The following is a 19,007-nucleotide window of genomic DNA, read 5'->3' as shown; positions in this document are numbered from 1 at the left end:
CGGCCCGGCAAAGCCGGTTCCGCGGCCCCTGCTTGAACGGGGTGAAATCCATCTTGGGTTTTCATTGAGCTGTCTCCAGTTCATTGCGCTGTGGGTCGATCAGGTTGCCGATGATGCCCATCACGCAGAACATGCCGCCGACAGGCATGGCCACATAGCCCCAAAACATGGAAATGGATTCAAGGCCGGCCATGGACTGCACACGCCCGCGAAGGGAATAGTCCCAGCCCCACCAGACGATGACTGCGACGAGGAGCAGGGCGGCGAGGCAGACCAGCCAGTCCAGCACCCGCCGGATGCGGGGTGGGCTCCAGCGATAGAGCACGTCCACGCTGACCATGGCGCCCTGGCGGAAAGCCATGGGAATTCCCATAAAGACCATCCAGATCAGGCTGAGGCGGATCAGGATTTCACTCCACTCTGCAGGCTGCTCGAAGACAAAACGCGTCAGGATCTGGAACACGCCGAGCCCCGATGCGATGACCAGCATCAGGCAGGCCACCAGCATGGAGAAACCGGTGGTCCACCGTTCAAGTTGAAGAAAGGCTTGTTTCATGGCGGCACCAATACGTGAGAGGATTTTCAATGAAAACGCCCGCAGACCAATGGTGGCGGGCGCGAGCAGCTACAAATAATGTAGCAAATAGTTGCGGAACGGTTTACTTGTAGTTCCTGATCGCGTCGATGTTGGCTTTGCCGAATTGCTTTTCAAATTCAGCATTGACCGGCGCCAGGGTTGCCACGAACTTCGCCTTGTCAACGTTTTCGATCACGGTCATGCCCTTGCTGCGCAGCTCGGCTACACCGTTGGCATCGTCCTGGTCCACGCGGGCCCGGTTCGCCTTGGTCGCTTCCTTGGCAGCGTCAATGAATGCCGTCTTGTCGCCGGCGCTGAGCTTGTCGAAAGCTGCCTTGTTCATGACAAAAATACAGGGTGAATAAACGTGACCGGTCAGTGAAAGGTGCTTTTGCACCTGGTCGAACTTGGCGGACATGATCACAGACAGGGGATTTTCCTGGCCGTCGACCGTGCCTTGCTGCAGCGCCGTGAACACTTCGGGAAAGGCCATGGGCGTGGTGATGATGCCCAGGCCTTTGTAGGCGGCGATGTGCACCGGATTTTCCATGGTACGCATCTTCAGTCCCTTCAGGTCCTCCGGAACTTTCACGTCCCGCTTGCTGTTGGTCATGTGGCGAAAGCCGTTCTCGGCCCAGGCCAGCGCCTTAAAGCCCTTGGCATCGAATTTGGTCAGTAGATTCTGGCCGATGGGGCCGTCCAGCACGGCGCGTGCGTGCGCCTTGTCCCGGAACAGGAAGGGAACGTCGAGGATCTTGGTCTCGGGGACAAAGTTGGGCACGGGGCCGGTGGAGGAGAAGGCCAGCTCCTGGGTGCCCAGCTGCACGGCCTCGATGGATTCGCGTTCGCCGCCCAGGGCGCCGTTATAGAAGGTCTGGACTTTGTAGCGGCCTGCTGTTCGTTTCTCGACTTCTTTGGCAAAGGTGTCGATGGCAATGCCCTGATGCGAATTCTGGGCCGTGGAAATGCTGATTTTCATGGTGGTCTGTGCATTTGCAGACGCCATGAATCCCGCTGCGAGCGTCATGCCGATAATCAGTTTTGAAAGCTTCATGTTGTTTGTCTCCGTTGGGTGATCGGACCGGAAATCCTGTGGACGACTGGGGCCGGTCCTGCATCAGGATTTTTCGACCATAAGCACACGCATTATTGCCGCGATGCATCAGCGGTCATGCGCGGGTTTTCGCTTAAATACGCCGCGATGATGCTTTCAAAATCACTGTCAGGCAGCAGGCCCAGCGACCGCGCGCGTGCTGCGTCGATATCGGCAGGCCAGTTGCCCACGATTCTTGCGATGACAGGGTCGTACACCCAGTCGATCAAATCCGCCGCGTCCTTTCCTGCCACCCGTGCCAGGGCTTGCGCCATTTCGCCGACCGTGGTCTTGAGGGCCGGCAGATTGACGGCTGTGCGGGCACCCCATTCGATGTCGCTGGCTTGCGCAGCGCGAATCAATCCCTCAACCGTCCGGCCGGGTGACGCAAGAGCCACGGCCGTTTCGGGAGGGACAGGGCACTGCGCCCTCGTTCCCGCCAGGGGTTCCCGGATCATGCCGCTGAGAAAGCTTGATGCCGCACCGTTGGGTTTTCCGGGCCGCACGCTCACGGTCATCAGGCGTACGTTGCGGCCGCGCATGAAACCCTTGCGCGCGTAATCAGCCACCAGTTGTTCACCGATGAATTTCTGGATGCCGTAGCTGTTCTGCGGTGTGGGCAGCGTTCTGTCGTCAATGACCGCCGGGAGTGGTTGCTCGGGTGAATTCCCAAACACTGCGAGCGAGCTGGCGAATACGACGGTGGGCGATGTTTTCAGGGCACGGCACGCCTGCAGCAGTGCACGCGTAGCGTCGACATTGCTGCGCATGCCAAGGTCGAAGTCCGCTTCGCATTCACCGCTGACTGCCGCCGCCAGATGAAATACGAGAGCGTCCTTTTCCGTTACCACGAGGGCCTGCGGGTCGCTTTTTTCCAGCAGCTGGCTCAGATCGCCGGTGACGGCTCGAACGCGCTTGTCCGCTAAAAGCGTTGCCGGCGGCGCGACCCTGTCAACCAGTGTCAATTTCTGGATGGTTTGCGGCGTGCTCCCCGCGAGGGTCAGTTGGCCGATATCCAAAAGCTGTTGAGCCAACCTGGCCCCGAGAAATCCGGCGCCGCCGGTAATGACGATATTCATGGATATGTTGTCTCTCTGTCTTTTGCGGGTTGTCCGCCCGCATGCCCGCACCGATCCGTTTGCCGGTTTGCTTTTGGTGCGTCAGGCAGTTTAGTTCGAACGAAGGGCCGCCAGCCAGGCGTGCGTTGAACAAGCCTTTCCGGTCAGCAGGCAGATCGGCTGGGTTGCAAGAGGCGTGACAGGGTGCTGATGTGCTGCCGTCAAAGATGAGCTGGCGCCAGAAAGGAATGGGCCTTGGCCCGCGCCCGATATGTCAGGCCACTACTGTCTTTGGGTTGGTTTTCGGTTTACCAGGCACAGTTCCCAGGAGCCACAGGTTCAGGCCTGCGTGCCGGCTGATGAGCAGCGCGGATGCGACGGGGCCGGCAATTCCGGCGGCGAGTCCCAGTGTCATCAGGACATACGTGTCCGTGATACCCAGCTTCCTGAAGGCGATACGGCTCGCAGCCGTAAAAAAAACATGCAGCAGGTAAATTGCAAATGAGAAGGATCCAATGTAGGCCAGGGGCGCGAAACTCCAGCCACTCCGCAAAAGAAGAAAGGCGCTTGAGACGCCGAGCGCCAGTGCGGCGACAGAACTTCCCTGCTCGGAAAATTGCGGAAAAAGCATGGCCCCGGTAGCGGCGCAAATAAATACTGCCGCTGCCACAAGCCGGGCCTTTGGCGTCCCGATGTCAAATCGTTTGCAGGCAAGCCCGGCCAGGAAAAAAGGCAAAAGGTAAACGGCGCCGCGGGCTGCGAAATAGTTGGGTGGGCTGAAGTAGTCAAACAGCACCGCGCTGAGTGCCCAGGCCACCGCAAATCCGGCCGCAGTAGAAAGCGCGTTGAAGTGTTCCAGCAACAGAACGACCAGGAAGACAATAAAAAGCGCTTCAAGAAACCAGAAGTGCCCCACGGGTTCAATGTGCAGCAGCCACCACTGACTGACCGATGAGTTGGCGCCTGGCGTGAAGGCCTGCACGACGGCAAAAATAGTTCCCACCGTAATCAGGGGAAGCAGCAGCCGCCGGACCTTGCCTTTAATGAACTCAGCAGCATTGCCTTCATAGGGGCGAAATGCATACACATAGCCTGAGATAAAAGAAAAGAGCGGCATGCGGATATAGGCCAACCCTTCATTGAACATCTGCAGCCAGTGCCCCTCCGGAACCTTCAGGCCCACTGAGGGCGTATCCCCTACTACATGAAACAGAACCAGCAAGATGCAGGCGATGCCTCTTACCGTATCCACTTCCATGCTGCGCTTCATTTTCTTACCTGTCATCGGCCTTGCGTTCCTCTTCTTGCTTCTTTGCTGTCTTGCTCACCGCAACTGCGTGCACAAATTATGTGCGCAGCGTAGTCAATAGCAGCCACGGCCGTGCGCCAAAAGAAAGCAAACTGTTGCAAGCCGTATCGTTTTGCGAAGCAACTGCCATCAAGCGCACAGCTGTTACGTAGTTGCAACCAATACGCGCGGGTCTGACATCTCAATTGCATGCCTGCCACCCTACACTGAGTCGTCTTGTTCCTACATCAACTGTGCCGTCTTTGGTATTGCGACTTATACCAAGCTAGACGATTCTCAGTGGGCCCCTTCTGCCACGCCTGCACACGCAGGCAGGGGGCAGAACAAAACACAGGAAGTGATATCAAGGCATGAAATCTCACGCTCCGCTTTTTAGCGAAGATCCTGCGCACTATACGGCGCTGATAACGCAGGCTACGGCCATCACCCGGCACGCCGACCTGCTCGAATGGTTGCGCGGTGACGTCCAATATTTCCTTCCACATGACATCCTGATGGTGGGCTGGGGCGACTTTCAGGAAGGTGTTATCCAGCACGACATTCTTTCCGAACTGCCTGGCGTGCGTTCCTATGCTGACGGTACCGACGGCGTGCCCTTTTTGCTTGGCCGGCTTCATGACCACTGGGTGGCGGCCGGCGGGCAACCCTGCCTCCTCAACTTCAGCCAGTTCGAATATTTGCTGGGCAATGCGAGCCTGCCGGGTTCGTTCACCCATACCCTGGCGGACATGCGTTCGGTGCTCGTTCACGCAATGCATGACGAAAGGGCGCGCCAGGACTGCCTGTATGCGTTTTTCCGTGCAGATGAGATTCCCAGGGAGTCTGGGCTGAAGGCCATGAGGATGCTGATGCCTGCCATTGATAACGCGCTGCGGCAGATGGCGCTGTTGCCACAGCAGCACCCGCAAGCTGTCGTTACGGTGCGCAACGGAGCCGACGACGCGTCCGGTCTGAGCGAACGTGAAACGCAAATCATGGCCTGGGTCGCCATGGGCAAAACCAATGCCGAGATCGGAACCATCCTCAACATCAGTGGCTACACGGTGAAGAATCACATGCAGCGCATATTCCAGAAGCTCAACGTATTTAACCGGGCCCAGGCTGTCTCCAGGATTACGCGGGTGAGCTTGCATGGATGACGTCAACCCGCTCAATTCAGCCTCGGCATGGCTTAACCGGCGCGAACCCCGTTCCATGGGGTTGGGTCGAAGTCATCTTTTCACCGCAGTGGAGGCCGCGCTGGACCCTCTGGTTCTGGTGTTCTCGCTCTGGGGACTGGCTTTGTACTTTGAGGGGTCGGTGCGTCCTGCATATTTGATTTTGTCGGTCATCGTGTTTTCGCTGACGTTTCCCGGTACCTCCCAATTGCGTTTGCCCGTGTGGAAGGTGTTCTCGAAGATTGCATTTCACTGGATATGGATTGCCGGCTTGTTGCTGCTGACAGGTTTTGCTACCGAATATTTCTACAAATTTTCCATGACGGTACTGGTTAACTGGCTATGGGTCGCGCCGGTTGCCCAGGCGGGTGCGCATGTGGCCCTGCGTGCTGCCGCTCCGCAGTTGCTGAAGTTGCAGGGGGCGGTTCGGGGTGCTGTCATCGTCGGCATGAACGAGCAGGGCGTTTCTCTGGCCCGGCACATCACGGGCTCGGCGTATTCGGGCATTGATTTGAAGGGTTTTTTCGATGACCGCGGGGAAGACCGCAGGGAATCGCAGGATGACTACCAACTGGTGGGGAAAATTGACGACCTTCCGGCTTACGTCAAGCAGCACCGTATCCAGTTTATTTATCTGTCCTTGCCCATGGCATCACGGCCGCGCATCCTGCAGGTGCTTGATGGCCTGAAGGACACCACAGCGTCGATCTATTTTGTCCCCGACATGTTCATTACCGACCTGATACAGGGCCGCAGCGATTCGGTCTGCGGGGTCACGGTGATATCTGTTTGTGATACGCCGTTCCGGGGTGTCAGCGGCGTGCTGAAGCGGGCCAGTGACATCGTGCTGTCGCTGCTGATCCTGTTGCTGATTTTTCCGGTCATGCTGGTGATCGGGATCATGGTCAAGCTTGACTCTCCCGGGCCGGTAATTTTCAAGCAGCGGCGCTATGGCCTGGACGGCGAACAGATTTTGGTCTACAAGTTCCGGTCCATGGCTGTTACCGAAGACGGCGGCACGATTCAACAGGCCCGCAAGAATGACATGCGGATCACCCGCCTGGGTGCTTTCCTGCGCAAAACCTCACTCGACGAATTACCGCAATTCATCAACGTATTGCAAGGGCGCATGAGCATCGTCGGTCCGCGCCCGCACGCCGTGGCACACAACGAGATGTACCGCTCGCTCATCAAGGGCTACATGGTTCGCCACAAGGTCAGGCCCGGCATTACCGGCTGGGCTCAGGTGAATGGGCAGCGCGGCGAAACCGACACGCTCGACAAGATGCAGTCGCGTATCGATTGCGACCTGGATTACCTGCGCAACTGGTCGCTGCAGCTCGATTTTTTCATCATTCTGAAAACGATCCGCCTGGTCTTCAAGGACAGCGCGGCTTACTAAAAGCAAAAAAAGGACAGCTGATGCCTCACCGCGACCTCCTTCCCATTCCGCTCTTGTTGCTGAGCCTGTTTCCGTTGGCGGTGCATGCCGATGAGCTTGACACCCTTCAGTTCAAGGCCGGGCAATCCGTCACGCACGACAGCAATGTCTTCCGGTTGTCCGATACAGCGAATGCCCAGGCATTGATAGGAACCACGGACCGCGCGGACACAGTTTCGGTGACGACAGCAGGTTTTAAGATAAACAAGCCTTTCGGGCTTCAGAGATTTGAGCTCGACGCTGGGGTCGAAGACCATCATTACAGCCGCTTTTCCAATCTCGATTTCACCGCGGTGAATTACGCCGCCGCCTGGCGCTGGAGTTTTACGCCGGCCTTGCACGGCAACCTGACCTCCGACCGGCGTGAATTTGTCGACAACACGGCCGACGTCCAGAACTCAGGTCAACTCAATCGCCGGACCAACCGCTCGACCGTGTTTGATGCGGAATACGAGCTCGATGGTGCGTGGCGGCTGGTTGGCGGACTTTTCGAACGCACCAGCACCAGCAGCCAGCCCTTCACCTTTGAAGGCGACTCACGAATTCGGGGAGCCGAGGGCGGCGTACGCTATGTCTTCCCCTCGAACACTTCCATGGCTTATCGCTACAAGCGGGGCAACGGCGACTATCCGGGCCGGGTACCGTCGCCAACGTTTGCGGGGAGCTTTACGGATACCGAACACGAGTTCCGGCTGGACTGGGCGCCGACCGGAAAAACCACCCTGCGGGCACGCTTGTCCCACCTCGACCGCGAGCACGATGGATTGGCTGCGCGGGATTTTTCGGGTTTTACCGGCCAGCTTGATGCGACCTGGAACATCACGGCAAAGACAAGTCTTGCCGGAGGCCTGGTGCGGGAACTGGGCAGCTATCAGACTTCTACAGCCAGCTATTACGAAGGCTATCGCTTCTTTATCGCGCCGACCTGGAAACCCAGCGAGAAGACGGCAGTTCGCCTGCGCTACGACCACGGCGCACGCGACTTCCGGGGGCCTTTGCCGGGTTTTGCCGCAACGGACCGCCACGACACCAGCAATCTGGTTTCCCTGGCACTTGAGTGGCAGGCGCTGCGTGCCCTCAAGTTGATAGCTTCAGTGCAGCGTGACAGGCGCAAATCCACTGAGCCGGGTTTTGACTACACCAGCAATGCCTTTGGTCTTTCAGCGCAAGCGAGCTTTTGATGGAATCCTTCAACCAACCCCGCTTTCAGGCGCCGGCGTGGCCCCAGCCTGCGGCGCCCTTTACAGACATTTTGCTTTCCGAAAAGGCGACAACAAGATGAAATTCATGATTCGTAACTTTCCTCCGGTCTTATTGGCCTTGCTTCTGGCGATGACGGTTCCCGCGTTCGCCCAGCCGGCCGCACCAAGTCAGTCTGCTGCAGTGACGGCTCCGGTTGCGCCTGTGGCCCCGGCTGCAGCCGGAGCGGCGGCTGTGCCGACCAACCAGGACTATCGCCTCGGCGCCGGCGATGCCATTGGCGTGCAGGTGTATCAGAGTCCGGACCTCTCGGTCGACGCACGGGTATCTGAAAGCGGCGTGATCAGCTATCCCCTGATTGGCAGCGTTCAACTGGGCGGCCTGACGATTGGAGAGGCCGAGAAGAAGATTGCAGATGCCTTGCGCACCGGCGGTTTCGTCAAGGTACCGCAGGTCAACATCGTCTTGCGGCAGGTACGGGGCAATCAGGTCGCCGTGCTGGGGCAGGTAAGCCGCCCGGGCCGTTTCCCCCTGGAAACATTCAACACCCGTGTCAGCGACATGCTGGCTGCTGCCGGCGGTGTGACCCCTACGGGTGACGATGTACTGATCCTGACCGGCCACCGTGAGGGTAAGCCGTTTCGGAAAGTGATTGATATCCCGGCACTCTTTCTGAACGAGAAATCAGATGAAGACATTGTGCTAGCGGGCGGAGACACGCTGTATGTCAACAAGGCGCCGATGTTTTATATCTACGGCGAGGCACAGCGCCCCGGACCGTATCGCATTGAGCGGGGCATGACCGTGATGCAAGCGCTTGCCCAGGGCGGCGGACCCACGGTGCGCGGCAGCGAAAACCGGCTGCGCCTGCATCGCCGCGACGCGGCGGGGAAGGTCGTGGAAACAACCCCCCGGCTCACCGACCCCGTTCGCGCCGAGGATGTGATTTATGTTCGTGAAAGCCTCTTTTAAATCATGACACTCCATCAATTCCTGCTGATCCTGCGGGCCCGTTATCGGGTTGTTGTGCTCGTCATGCTGGTGGCCATATTGGCAGCGCTGGCCGTCAGCCTCGCGCTTCCGCGCAAGTACACCGCCCAGGCCGCCGTACTGGTTGACGTGCGCTCCCCTGATCCGGTTGCCGGCGGCGCGGCCTTGCCCGGCCTGGTTGCACCCAGCTATATGGCGACCCAGGTGGACATCATCGGTGGTGACCGTGTGGCCCAGCGCGTGGTGAAAATGCTCAAGCTGGATGAAGACCCACGCACCAAAGCCCGTTGGCTTGAGGCCACCGACGGACGCGGGTCGCTTGAGAGCTGGCTGGCCGAGTCCCTGCAGAAGGGCCTGGATGTGCGGCCCGCGCGCGAAAGCAACGTGATCAACATCACCTACAAGGGCAGCGATCCGGATGTCGCCGCCACTACGGCCAATACTTTTGCCCAGGCCTATCTCGATACCAACCTGTCGCTAAAGACGGAACCTGCCAAGATCTACGCCGAATGGTTTGATGACCAGACCAAGGCATCTCGCGCGAAACTTGAGGAGGCTCAGGCGCGCCTGTCGGAGTACCAGCAGAAGGCCGGTATTGTCAGCAGTGACGAGCGTGTGGACTACGAGACTGCGAAGCTGGGGGAAATTTCTTCCCAGCTCACGACTGTGCAGGGCGAGACTACCGACAGCCAGAGCAAACGCAGCTCCCGCGGAGATACCGTCGCTGAAGTCATGCAGAGCCCCCTGATCAATGGCCTGAAGGCCGATCTTTCGCGGCTGGAGGCCAAGGTACAGGAAATCAGTGTGCGCCTCGGGGCTAATCACCCTGAGCGGCAACGCGCTGAATCCGAACTGGCCGCTGTGAAAAGCCGGCTGGCAACCGAAACTGCACGCATCACAGCATCCATCGAAACAACCTACCGCGTGGGCAAAGACCGGGAGCGTGAACTGCAGGCCGCGGTGGGTGCACAGAAAGCGCGTGTCCTCGAACTGAACAAGCAGCGGGACGAGCTCAATGTATATCGCCGCGATGTCGAGTCGGCCCAGCGCGCTTTTGAGGCTGTCAGCCAGAGTGCATCGCAGACACGCCTCCAGAGCCTGAGCAACCAGACCAATGTTGTGCGGCTGAACATGGCAACGCCTCCTGTCAACCCTTCGAGCCCGAAACTGCTGGTGAATCTGCTGGTCGCTGCTTTTGGCGGGACGTTGCTCGGCATTGCATGCGGATTGCTGCTGGAACTGGCCAACCGCCGCGTGCGCTCTGCCGAAGACCTTGTGCAGATATTGGGCCTGCCTGTGTTGGCAAGCATTTCTTCGGATGGAGGAAGCGGCAGGCTTCCCGGGTCGCGCCGCCTGATGCTAGGCAATGGAGGGACAGCATGAATAGAAACAACGCTCCGACGATACGATCAGTTCCCCTGACAGTTCCCAGCAAACCGGCCACGGGTGCCGGCCGCTCCATGGGGACAATCCTGGTGGACGCAGGTCGGCTGTCGCCGCCGGATGCCGAACGTATTCTCCATTTTCAACGGGACCGTGGCTTACGCTTTGGCGATTCCGGCAAAGCCCTGGGCCTGCTGAGTGACGACGATGTGCGTTTTGCCCTCTCGGTCCAGTTTGACTACCCCTACCTTGCGAATGAAACCAAGCTCAGCCGGGAGCTGGTGGCGGCGTACCAGCCGGGCAGCCAGCCGGTAGAACAGTTGCGCGCGCTGCGAAGCCAGTTGATGTTGCGCTGGTTTGACACCGGGGCCGAGCGCCGGGGGTTGGCGATTGTCAGCGCCGGAGCGAAAGAAGGGCGCAGCTATATCGCAGCTAACCTGGCCATTGTGTTTTCACAGCTCGGGGAGCGTACTTTGCTGGTCGACGCGGATATGCGGACGCCACGGCAGCACCAGCTTTTTAACCTTGGGGCGACTGCGGGCCTGTCTGACATGCTCGCTGGCCGCGCCGGGCCGGAAGCGGTCATCAGCATACCGGCCTTGCAGGATCTGTCGGTGCTGCCTGCGGGGGTCATTCCGCCTAATCCACAGGAGCTGCTTGGACGGCAGGAGTTTTCCAAACTGTTGCAATCATTGGGCGAAGACTTTGACGTCATCATCATCGACACACCGCCTGCCAGCGAATGTGCCGATGCGCACACGGTGGCCGTCCGCGCAGGGGCTGCTCTGGTTGTGGCGAGGCAGAACATGAGTTCCATGCCGCAAATGACCCGTTTCACCCACAGTCTGCGGGAGTTCGGCGTGGCTCTGGTGGGCTCCGTGCTTAACGATGCTTGAAGAAGCGGCCAGCCCCCAGCCGGTAGGCGGCCTCAAGCGTGGCGGCTCCCAGAAATCCGCCTGCGGCGTCCGCTGCCAGGTCAGACCAGCTGGCTGCCCGGCCCGGCAGGAAAGCCTGATGCAACTCATCCATGGCACCCACCATGACGGCGCTCGCTACGCAGCAAAGCGCCACACGCCAGCCGCGCGTGCCGCTTGCAATACCGGCAGCCGCGCCCACCATGCCAAAGACAAGCAGGTGCGCCAATTTGTCCCAGGGCGAAGGGAACAGCCCAACGGCGACAGGCTGCGCGCCAAGTATGTAAAGCGCTGTGGCCGTCAGGACGACGGTGATTCCCGCCAGGATGCGAAGGGTGCGCAGGGGATTGCCGGGGGTTGCGGTGTTCGACATGACTACGATTTTGTCATGCCGCAGACCGGATGGGTGACGCCATGCTGAGTTCTTCTTCCTTTGATAGCCCTGCTGACTGGCGCCAGCGCTGGTCGCTGTTGGTGGAAAAGATTGAACGGGTGCAAAGCCCTGTCGACAGCCAGGCGCTGCTGGCATCCCTTAGCCATCCTGCAAGGCCGCAGGTACTGGCTTTCGCCAATGCTCATGCGATGAATTCCATGGTGGCATCGGTTCCTTTTTTTGAGGCAATGCGTTCGGCCGACCTGGTGCTCAGGGATGGCTCCGGCATGGCAACGCTGTTTAAATTGCTGCGGATGCAGCCCGGCCTTAATCTCAATGGAACGGACTTCATTCCGCAATTGATCCGGGCGTTTGACGGCCGCCGCATTGCGTTGTTCGGTACGCGTGACCCCTATCTGGCCAGGGGCCGGCTGCGTGTGCAGCAAGAACTGGCTCCCCACAGCCAGCTCATTGCAGCCGATGGCTTCCTGGATGTAGAGGCATACGCCCTGCTGGCAGTTCAACATCAACCGGCGCTGATCGTGCTCGGCATGGGAATGCCCCGGCAGGAGGAAGTGGCGGCCAGGCTGCGCGCCTTGCTGGATTTCCCCTGCCTGATCGTTTGTGGCGGAGCCATCATTGACTTTCTGGGCGGAAAAACACCGCGCGCACCGATTTGGATGCAGCGAGCCGGTCTGGAGTGGTTGTTTCGCCTGGCGCTGGAGCCGCGCCGGTTGTTTCAGCGCTACGTGATAGGCAATCCGCTATTCTTAACGCGGGCCTTGCGCCTGGCCTCGCTGAACCGACGCTGATCCGGCATTCACTGCGAGCGATTGACGTTGCGGCCGCAAGTGCCGGTTTTCTTCGTCCACGGATGTCGGTACGTAGCGGTTATCCACATCCGGTGTGCAGTTGGTTTTAACAATCTGCCCGGGATTGCCCATCACTACGCTGTAGGGGGGAACGTTCTCAAAGACATACGCTCCGCCGGCAATCCTGCTGCCTTTCCCCACGGTCACACCGCCCACCACAATCGCATGCGGGCCGATCCACACATCGTCTTCAATGACCGGGTAAACGGTGTTCCGCTGGCCCTGGCTGTCAATGTAATCCCGCTGCCCGATCGTTACGCCATGAAACAGCGTGACGTTGCTGCCGATACGTGCATTCACGTTGACGACGATGCCGCGGCCATGGGTGAGGGCAAGACCGGGCGCAATGGCGGTTCGCCAGGGTATTTCGATCCCCGCCAGCTGGCTTGTCAGTCGGTACAGCAGCTGTGCAGGAACCATCGCGAACCAGCGCCATGCAGGCGACAGTTGCTGGGCTGCCTGGCAAAGACGCAAGGTGACCACCACACGAAATGCCGGATCCAGAAGGGCGCCTTTCAATGCCAGGTGCCCGTCGGATCGTCCAAATTTCCGGTGAATATCGGCTTTCAGGGAAGGCATACTATTTTTTCCATGGTTTGGCCGCTGGTTGATGCCCCGGTACGGAACCACCGGGCCGAGTCATGCACACCGGTGCGATAAGGTGTCCACGCCAATCCCAATTGTTCCGTTGCTGCCTGCGAGTCGAGTTGAATGTGCTGGGACCACAAACGGAGCAATCCCGGTGGCAACGCATCGGGAAGCCGCCGGCCGGTGATGCCAAGAAATTTCAAGGCCCGCTGAGCTGCCTTGAGTGGCGGGCCACCTACCCAGGAGTCCACGCTCAGCTGGCGCCGGCCGATGCGTTTCACCGGCGTTGTCTTGATATCGAGAGCCAGGTCAACAAAGTAGTCGTTCCAGCGAGGACTGTCCGGCGCAGCCAGATTGAAAGCCGGCAACTCGCCTGGAGCCACCGGCAGCTGCAGTGCAACCAGCAGAGCCTGGCAAACGTCGTCCACGTGGACAAGATTGGACCAACCATCGCCTGCGATGCCAAGGTCGCCAAGACGCCCGGACTGAAGCCATCGGCCGATGCGTCCGACCCAGAGTTCACTGCCAGGGCCAAAAACACAGCCTGGCCGCAGCATCACGGCTGTACCGCCGCGGCGAGCAAATTCCTCCAGACTGGTTTCCGCTTCGCACTTGGCACGGCCGTACCAACCCAGGCTGGGATCACGTGGCGCACCCTCACGGATAAGGCCTTCTGCAGGGCCATAAACCGACATGGTGCTCAAATGAACAATGCGTGGGCAGCCTGCCTTGAGCGCAGCGTCGACCAGCGTGCGCATGCCTTCGGAAATCGACGCTGCATCGCCTGCCACGCAGTTAACGACTGCATCGAAGTTTTTTAATGCCGCCGCAAGCTGCCCGGCGTCTCGGGTGTCCAGTTCCAGCCATTCGGCCTGCAACTTTTTTGCGCCTTCCGAAGTTTTTTTTCGCCTGGATGCGCCGGTGGGGGTTGCCCACGAAGTGCTGTGCAGCATTTCCAGCAGGCGCCTGCCGATGTGGCCTGAACCTCCCAATACCAGCACCTTCATGCGGCCTCCTTCAACTGGACCGGTGCTCGCTCTGCACGCAAGCGATGCGACAGCGTGTCGCCCAGTCGGAGCGACATGGCAATCAGGGTCAAAGTCGGATTGGCCTGGCTTGACGTAGGGAAAACGGCGCTTCCGGCTACAAACAGGTTGTGCACTGAGTGAACCTGGCAGTCGGCATTGACCACGCTGGTGCGCACGTCATCGCCCATGCGCGCGGTGCCGATGTGATGCCCTCCGTAGGCGCCGAAGCGCACGAGGTCGTCCTCAAGGGTCTGGCGGTTGTAGTCGAAGTGGGCCTTTCCACTGCGCGCGAATTCTTCAGCCATCACGTCCAGGGTTTTGCGGACGGAGTCGATGTCCGCCTGGCTGTAGCGCCAATCCACCTTCAGGCGAGGCATGCCCAGCGCATCGACAGTGCCGGCAAGTGTGACCCGGCTGTGGGCCTGGGGTATTTGCTCACCATGAACTTCAAGGCTGAAGCGGTTGGTGCGGTTGCGCAGAATCACCGACGGGAATTTGCGTTCAGCGAAGGAGCGCCTGGCCAGCCAATGGGCCAGGAAAGCCGTGGTGTCCAGTGGGTCGGCCACCACATTGAGGAGGTGGCGGGCGTAAGTCCCTGCCGTGGGGGCATGGCCATCGTTGAGCCGCTTTCCATATTCGTAGCTGATCAGTTTGCGGGCCAGGAACAGCCCCGACAACACCCCGTTGCGATGCACCGGATCGGTGATGCGCGGGAAGTGCAGGCGGGCGACTGCATTGGCAAGGCCCAGGCGCCTTTGCTCGTGGGCGGCCACAGACAGCCTGCGCCTGCAATAGATGCCTTCCGGGGAAATTTCATAGCCGTGCCGCACATTGCTGACGGGCCCATGAACGGTCAGGGTGCCGACATTCCCGGCGATGTGGCACATGTAGTAGCGCCCCACCACATCATGCTGGTTGCCGACACCTTGCGGAACGACATCCCGCGACGCCAGTAACAAACGCGCCGTTTCGAGTCCGCCCATGGCCAGTACCGTGGTATTCGGAGTCACCCAAAAGTGTGTTCCTGCCAGGGTGCGTACCTCGAGTTCCCGGACGGCCCTTCCGTCGGCGTGCAGCCGCACTGCAGTGCAGTTGGCTCCCAGCAGTACCTGGATATTGGGCGCCAGCTCAAGCCGCCGTGCATAGCGATTGCCGAAATGCGTGGGACAGGAAAACCGCTCCAGCCCATTGGTCAGCACGCGCGAACTGTCGAACCCTGCAATCATCGGACCGATCTCCGGCTCCAGGGCGTTACCCGCGTCATAAATGAACCGCCCGGCTTCCGCGAGGGCATTGGCACGCGGGTAGTAGGGGAGCAGATCTTCGTAAGACAGTGGCCAACCGCTGTGCGGGATGTAGCTACGGGTCTCGAAGTCAATCGGGTCGAAGGGCATGCAGCGTCCGCCCCAGATCGCGGTGGATCCCCCAAGACGCCGCTGGCGATATTTGCCGGGCGGACTGTGCAGCCGCTCATCCGCGACCTCTCCTTCGCAGAGCGACTGGGTGGGAGCGTGCGCCTGCACCTGCCCCGACTCCAGCAGAAGCACGGAATGCCCTTGCTCCGACAAGGTGAGCGCCAATGCAATGCCCGCGGGGCCGCCACCCACTACGCAGACGTCCGCCTGAAGGCGGCTGCCGGCCTGAATGTCATTGGCCTGCGTGATCATAGGTGGGTGTCCGGGACAAATTTGGCGGTGGTGCGCAGCGGTTGGGCTGCTACGCCGAAATTGCGCTGGTGGATACGTGCAACGCTGGCAAAGAAACGGGCAAGGGAAAAATTCTGTTCATAAAGTGCCCGGCCGTTGCGCTCCAGTGACGTCCTCAGCGCAGGCTCGTTCAGCACCCGCTGCAGGCTCCTGGCAATACCGGCCGCGTCACCGGCCTGCACGAAGCAGGCATTGACGCCATCGGTCAACACGGAAGGTATTTCGCCTACCGGGCTGCAGACCACCGCAACGCCGTTGGCCATGGCCTCCAGGATGACCAGCGGCAAACCCTCGTCGTAAGAAGGCAATACCAGGACATCGGCGCGAGCCATCAGGCGTGCGACCTGCTGCTGGTCGGACCAGCCGGCAAAATCAAGCAGTGCTTCGATGCCCAGTTGCTTTGCCTTTATCCGGTAGGCTTCGATATCGCCGCCGCCGGCCAGAATCACTTCGGTTCGTGAGGCATCAAATCCCGGGAGTGTCAGCGCCTGCAAAAGATCCGATACCCCCTTGCGCTCCGACAGGTTTCCCAAAAAGAGCACGCGCTGCACGATTTGTTCTGAGGCTATGCGCCGTGCATGGGTAGGTTCGGGAACACCGTTGATAACGATCTCCACGCGATTGGCCGGCACGCCGAGTTCTTCGACCACAAAACGTCGTGCGGATGATCCCAGCACCACACAACTGGCCGGCAGTGAAAATACCCAGCGCGTCAGCATCTGCAGCGGACGGGGTAACGACCGGTAGAAATGATGCAGCTGCGCAGCGTGCAAATGAAGCACCACCGGAATACCGAGGGCGCGGCAGACAATGATGATCACGCTCTTGCGAAAGAGGCTCAACCGCTCGGCCATGTTCACATGGACACCCGCCAGCCGGCCGTTGAGTTTTCCGCACATTATTCTGGCCATGGCAGTTGCCAGCACCCAAAGTGAATACAGCGCGTTGGCGCCGCCGCGGGTGTCAAGCGGACGGAGTTCCGCCGCATCCGCAGGGGCGGAAAACGCCTGGGCCTGAATCAGGTAGTCCGCGACCTTGAACATGCCGCCGCCTTTGGGCGTCCAGGGACACGCAAGGTAGATATAGCGCCCCTCGCGTTCTCGTGCGGCTGAATGCGGCAGCGATTCACTTCTCATAATTACTTTCCTGTACCTTGATAAGAAAGACCGGGCTTCCTAAAGAGTGCGCGCTTGAAGAAGGTGGTCATGGGACGCTCCAGCCACACGTACGAGATGCAGCCTGCAACCACCACGGCCGTGCCCACGGCAAGCACGATGGTCAGGCTGTCCTGCACGCCCAGTTTTTTCAGTGCCAGCACACCGGCCGGTACCACGAAGGTGTGCGAGAGATAGATGGAATAGGAAGCGTCACCCAGGAAGGACAGGCGGGAAGCCAGTGGCGCGCGCAAGGTCCATGGTTCGAGCCAGATTGACCCGAGGACGACCAGCGCAGCACCGCAGCCCCATGTTGCGAAACGGTCGGCCGAGTGCCCCCAGTCAGGGATAAACATGAACACTACACCAGCGGCCATGACGATCAGGCCGACTCCTGGCGATGCATGCCGAAAATGCAAAAAGGCATAGGCAATGCAGACCCCAAGAATGAACTCAAAAACAATGCTCTGGGCGTAGAAACCCAGCACCACCGAGTCCGGTGCATGCCGCCCAGCCGTGAAAATAAGCAGAAAAACCAGCAAACAAAACCGGATGCGTGGTGCGCCCAGCGCAATGGCTGCCGCAAAAACCGCATAAAAAAGCATTTCAAAATTCAATGTCCAGCCGACGGGCAGCGCGGGCAATACGAGGCCCCACGGGCTCACGGCAGGGATGAACAAAAGGGAGGCGGTCAGATGACCGGGCTCAACGGACGCGCGGGATGCGAGGGTCGGCACGGCCAGCAACAGGGCAACCTTCAGCAAGGTATAGAACCAGTAAAGTGGTGCGATCCTCAGCAAGCGCCTTCGCATGAACACCCAGGCGGCATTGACCCGCGACGTTGCGTCGGAAGGCAGTGCCGACGTTGACATGGCCATGACAAAACCGCTGATGACAAAAAAGATGTCCACGCCTGCGGAGCCGTCTGCCCAATAGCGGGTTGGGCCGGTTCCGCCGATGTGGATGGAGATGGCCTGGGTAATGTGCATGACCACGACAAGCATGGCCGCGGCAAATCTCAGAATCTGTACGCCCGTGAATTGCTGCGTCGCCTGCTGCTTCTGCGGGCTTCCATCGGGGCCGGTCAATGGGCGCTCCCCTGAATTGCCTGGCGGGGCGCCATGGCGAAGTCCTTGAGTACCCGGCTCGCGATGGCCTCGCCAGCCGGGCGCTGCCGGCGAAGCAGGCCGCGTACGAGGCCCGCGGCGTTGAAGCACCATGAGACCACCGAATAGAGCGCCTTGGTGACAGACCGCTTTCGCCAAGTCATCAGCAACACCGGCGCCGTGACGATGATGCAAAAGAATGCCATGCGCAGGGGCGCCGACACCGGCCAGAATACCAGGCTGGCCATGACCGCCCACCAGCCCAGGACGGCCAGGTACAGGCGCAGTTCCCGCAGGCCCTGCAGCGCCAGATGCAGGCGGGGCTGGCCGGCGGCAGCGCGGACCAGTTCGCCCAGCCCGCAGATATAGCGGGTGCTCCAGCGCCGCATCAACAAGCGATAGGGCGGTGCATCGTGGCCAAAGTGGTTGACGGCATCCACCGGCAGGCGCCACAGATGCCAGCCGAGAGCGCGCAGCCTGATGGCCAGGTCAAATTCTTCATAGCTGTGCAGGTTACGGTCGGAAAGATAGCCTGCGGCCTCAATGGCGGTGCGACGGTAAAGCCCACCGCCGTCGAGCCGGTCGACCTTGCCGGGCAGCAAGTGCGGCGAGGCGCGTTCTCCACGCGCCAGGTATTCCAGGCTCTCGGTGTTTTGCTCCACCACGCGGCCACCAACGCCTGCGACATCCTCGTGGGTATCCAGAAAATCGAGTGCCTTCTCAAGAAAGCCTTCCTGCATCTGCATGTCGCCATCGAGGATATAGATGAAGTCGCCATGCGAATGCTGGTAGCCCAGTTGCGGACCTACGCCGCAGCAGCGCTCGTTGGGATTGGCCAGCTGGACGATACGGATGGGGTAAGTGCATGCCAGCTCCACTGTGTTGTCGGTCGAGCAGGAGTCGGCAAGAATGACCTCTCCGCCCACGGCGGAAACAGCGCGCAGCGCACTCTCGATGGTCGCCCGGATGCGTTTTTCCTCATTCAGTGCCTTGATGACCACGGAGACCCGGCAGGAATGCCAGAGGGGGGTAATTTTGCGGAGTGATTTGGGGTTCAT

At 60.0% G+C, this 19,007-nt stretch carries 18 protein-coding genes; 7 read left to right on the top strand and 11 right to left on the bottom strand.

Features of this window, described 5'->3' with window-relative positions:
- Nucleotides 1-61: 61 nt before the first annotated feature.
- The 4 genes from AC1D1J_RS05590 to AC1D1J_RS05575 form a co-directional block, all read right to left on the bottom strand.
- Nucleotides 62-556 carry a TRAP transporter small permease gene (locus AC1D1J_RS05590; RefSeq protein WP_477685239.1) on the bottom strand — a complete coding sequence of 165 codons (495 nt, stop codon included), beginning with the start codon at nucleotides 554-556 and terminating at the stop codon, nucleotides 62-64.
- Nucleotides 557-659: 103 nt separating this feature from the next.
- A complete protein-coding gene (locus AC1D1J_RS05585) occupies nucleotides 660-1,631 on the bottom strand; it encodes a TRAP transporter substrate-binding protein (RefSeq protein WP_477694092.1) in 972 nt (323 codons plus the stop codon).
- A gap of 92 nt (nucleotides 1,632-1,723) precedes the next feature.
- Nucleotides 1,724-2,749, bottom strand: coding sequence for a D-erythronate dehydrogenase (denD, locus tag AC1D1J_RS05580; protein WP_477694091.1), 1,026 nt, complete (start codon nucleotides 2,747-2,749; stop codon nucleotides 1,724-1,726).
- Between the two features lie 253 nt (nucleotides 2,750-3,002).
- Nucleotides 3,003-3,998, bottom strand: a complete 996-nt coding sequence (locus tag AC1D1J_RS05575; protein WP_477685242.1) for an acyltransferase family protein — start codon at nucleotides 3,996-3,998, stop codon at nucleotides 3,003-3,005.
- Between the two features lie 389 nt (nucleotides 3,999-4,387).
- Here AC1D1J_RS05575 and epsA point away from each other — a divergent pair, with 389 nt between their 5' ends.
- The 6 genes from epsA (at nucleotide 4,388) to epsG (ending at nucleotide 11,104) form a co-directional block, all read left to right on the top strand.
- A complete protein-coding gene (gene epsA, locus AC1D1J_RS05570) occupies nucleotides 4,388-5,176 on the top strand; it encodes an XrtB/PEP-CTERM-associated transcriptional regulator EpsA (protein ID WP_477685243.1) in 789 nt (262 codons plus the stop codon).
- Nucleotides 5,169-6,596: an undecaprenyl-phosphate glucose phosphotransferase gene (locus tag AC1D1J_RS05565; protein WP_477694090.1), complete on the top strand. Its 1,428-nt coding sequence runs from the start codon at nucleotides 5,169-5,171 to the stop codon at nucleotides 6,594-6,596. Before epsA ends, AC1D1J_RS05565 begins: the two co-directional genes overlap by 8 nt.
- On the top strand, nucleotides 6,497-7,816 hold the full coding sequence (gene epsL / locus AC1D1J_RS05560; RefSeq protein ID WP_477694089.1) for an XrtB/PEP-CTERM-associated polysaccharide biosynthesis outer membrane protein EpsL: 1,320 nt from the start codon (nucleotides 6,497-6,499) through the stop codon (nucleotides 7,814-7,816). Before AC1D1J_RS05565 ends, epsL begins: the two co-directional genes overlap by 100 nt.
- 97 nt (nucleotides 7,817-7,913) lie before the next feature.
- On the top strand, nucleotides 7,914-8,807 hold the full coding sequence (gene epsE, locus AC1D1J_RS05555) for a polysaccharide export protein EpsE (protein WP_477694088.1): 894 nt from the start codon (nucleotides 7,914-7,916) through the stop codon (nucleotides 8,805-8,807).
- Between the two features lie 3 nt (nucleotides 8,808-8,810).
- The gene (gene epsF, locus AC1D1J_RS05550; RefSeq protein WP_477667871.1) at nucleotides 8,811-10,208 is read left to right on the top strand and encodes a chain length determinant protein EpsF; all 1,398 of its coding nucleotides are present in this window, start codon (nucleotides 8,811-8,813) and stop codon (nucleotides 10,206-10,208) included.
- Nucleotides 10,205-11,104 carry a chain length determinant protein tyrosine kinase EpsG gene (epsG, locus tag AC1D1J_RS05545; protein WP_477646209.1) on the top strand — a complete coding sequence of 300 codons (900 nt, stop codon included), beginning with the start codon at nucleotides 10,205-10,207 and terminating at the stop codon, nucleotides 11,102-11,104. Before epsF ends, epsG begins: the two co-directional genes overlap by 4 nt.
- Here epsG and AC1D1J_RS05540 read toward each other — a convergent pair.
- Entirely contained in the window at nucleotides 11,091-11,495 is a 405-nt protein-coding gene (locus AC1D1J_RS05540) for a VanZ family protein (protein ID WP_477685247.1), read from the bottom strand. The genes epsG and AC1D1J_RS05540 overlap by 14 nt on opposite strands.
- Nucleotides 11,496-11,524: 29 nt before the next feature.
- On the opposite strand from AC1D1J_RS05540, the gene AC1D1J_RS05535 reads away from it, so the two are divergent.
- Complete coding sequence (locus tag AC1D1J_RS05535; protein ID WP_477694087.1) at nucleotides 11,525-12,307, top strand: WecB/TagA/CpsF family glycosyltransferase; 783 nt, start codon at nucleotides 11,525-11,527, stop codon at nucleotides 12,305-12,307.
- Here the strand turns inward: AC1D1J_RS05535 and AC1D1J_RS05530 are convergent.
- The 6 genes from AC1D1J_RS05530 to AC1D1J_RS05505 are packed head-to-tail and all read right to left on the bottom strand — an operon-like array spanning nucleotide 12,266 to nucleotide 19,007.
- Nucleotides 12,266-12,946, bottom strand: coding sequence for a serine O-acetyltransferase (locus AC1D1J_RS05530; protein WP_477685249.1), 681 nt, complete (start codon nucleotides 12,944-12,946; stop codon nucleotides 12,266-12,268). The genes AC1D1J_RS05535 and AC1D1J_RS05530 overlap by 42 nt on opposite strands.
- A complete protein-coding gene (locus tag AC1D1J_RS05525; RefSeq protein WP_477694086.1) occupies nucleotides 12,934-13,962 on the bottom strand; it encodes an NAD-dependent epimerase/dehydratase family protein in 1,029 nt (342 codons plus the stop codon). The genes AC1D1J_RS05530 and AC1D1J_RS05525 overlap by 13 nt, the downstream gene beginning before the upstream one ends.
- Nucleotides 13,959-15,650 (bottom strand): FAD-dependent oxidoreductase, encoded by a 1,692-nt coding sequence (locus AC1D1J_RS05520; RefSeq protein WP_477685251.1) that lies wholly within the window; start codon nucleotides 15,648-15,650, stop codon nucleotides 13,959-13,961. Before AC1D1J_RS05520 ends, AC1D1J_RS05525 begins: the two co-directional genes overlap by 4 nt.
- Nucleotides 15,647-16,825: a glycosyltransferase family 4 protein gene (locus tag AC1D1J_RS05515; RefSeq protein WP_477694085.1), complete on the bottom strand. Its 1,179-nt coding sequence runs from the start codon at nucleotides 16,823-16,825 to the stop codon at nucleotides 15,647-15,649. The genes AC1D1J_RS05520 and AC1D1J_RS05515 overlap by 4 nt, the downstream gene beginning before the upstream one ends.
- A gap of 2 nt (nucleotides 16,826-16,827) precedes the next feature.
- Nucleotides 16,828-17,931 (bottom strand): acyltransferase family protein, encoded by a 1,104-nt coding sequence (locus AC1D1J_RS05510; protein ID WP_477694084.1) that lies wholly within the window; start codon nucleotides 17,929-17,931, stop codon nucleotides 16,828-16,830.
- Nucleotides 17,928-19,007 (bottom strand): glycosyltransferase family 2 protein, encoded by a 1,080-nt coding sequence (locus AC1D1J_RS05505; protein WP_477685254.1) that lies wholly within the window; start codon nucleotides 19,005-19,007, stop codon nucleotides 17,928-17,930. The genes AC1D1J_RS05510 and AC1D1J_RS05505 overlap by 4 nt, the downstream gene beginning before the upstream one ends.

It is taken from the genome of Polaromonas sp. P1_F8 (assembly GCF_056405635.1).
The sequence above is the reverse complement of the archived record's forward strand: the minus strand, read 5'-3'. Positions and strand labels throughout refer to the sequence as shown.